This is a genomic window from Peribacillus sp. SIMBA_075, from assembly GCF_046534585.1.
Genome location: NZ_JAWRYN010000600.1, coordinates 1 through 272 on the forward strand (window position 1 = coordinate 1; position 272 = coordinate 272).

Here is a 272-nt window from a genome sequence, read left to right on the forward strand (position 1 = left end):
GCAGCCCCGCATCGGCGGAGAGCCCGCCGGCGAGCGACGCGATGGTGAAGACGACGAGGGCGACGAGGAGGACGTTGCGGCGACCGAGCAGATCGGCCAGACGTCCGCCCAGCAGCAGGAGGCTGCCGTAACCGAGCACGTAGCCGGAGACGATCCACTGGAGGGAGCCGGTCTCGAGACCGAGTTCCTTGCCGATGGAGGGGAGGGCGACGCCCACCATCGAGACGTCCAGCCCGTCGAGGGCGATGACGATGCAGGTGGCGAGCAGGAGG

The 272-nt window shown here is 69.9% G+C and carries 1 protein-coding gene; it reads right to left on the bottom strand.

What is annotated here, in order from left to right; translation table 11 throughout:
- Positions 1-272, bottom strand: a 272-nt coding sequence (locus tag SB775_RS29565) for an MFS transporter (RefSeq protein ID WP_410864800.1), incomplete at both ends; no start/stop codon positions are given.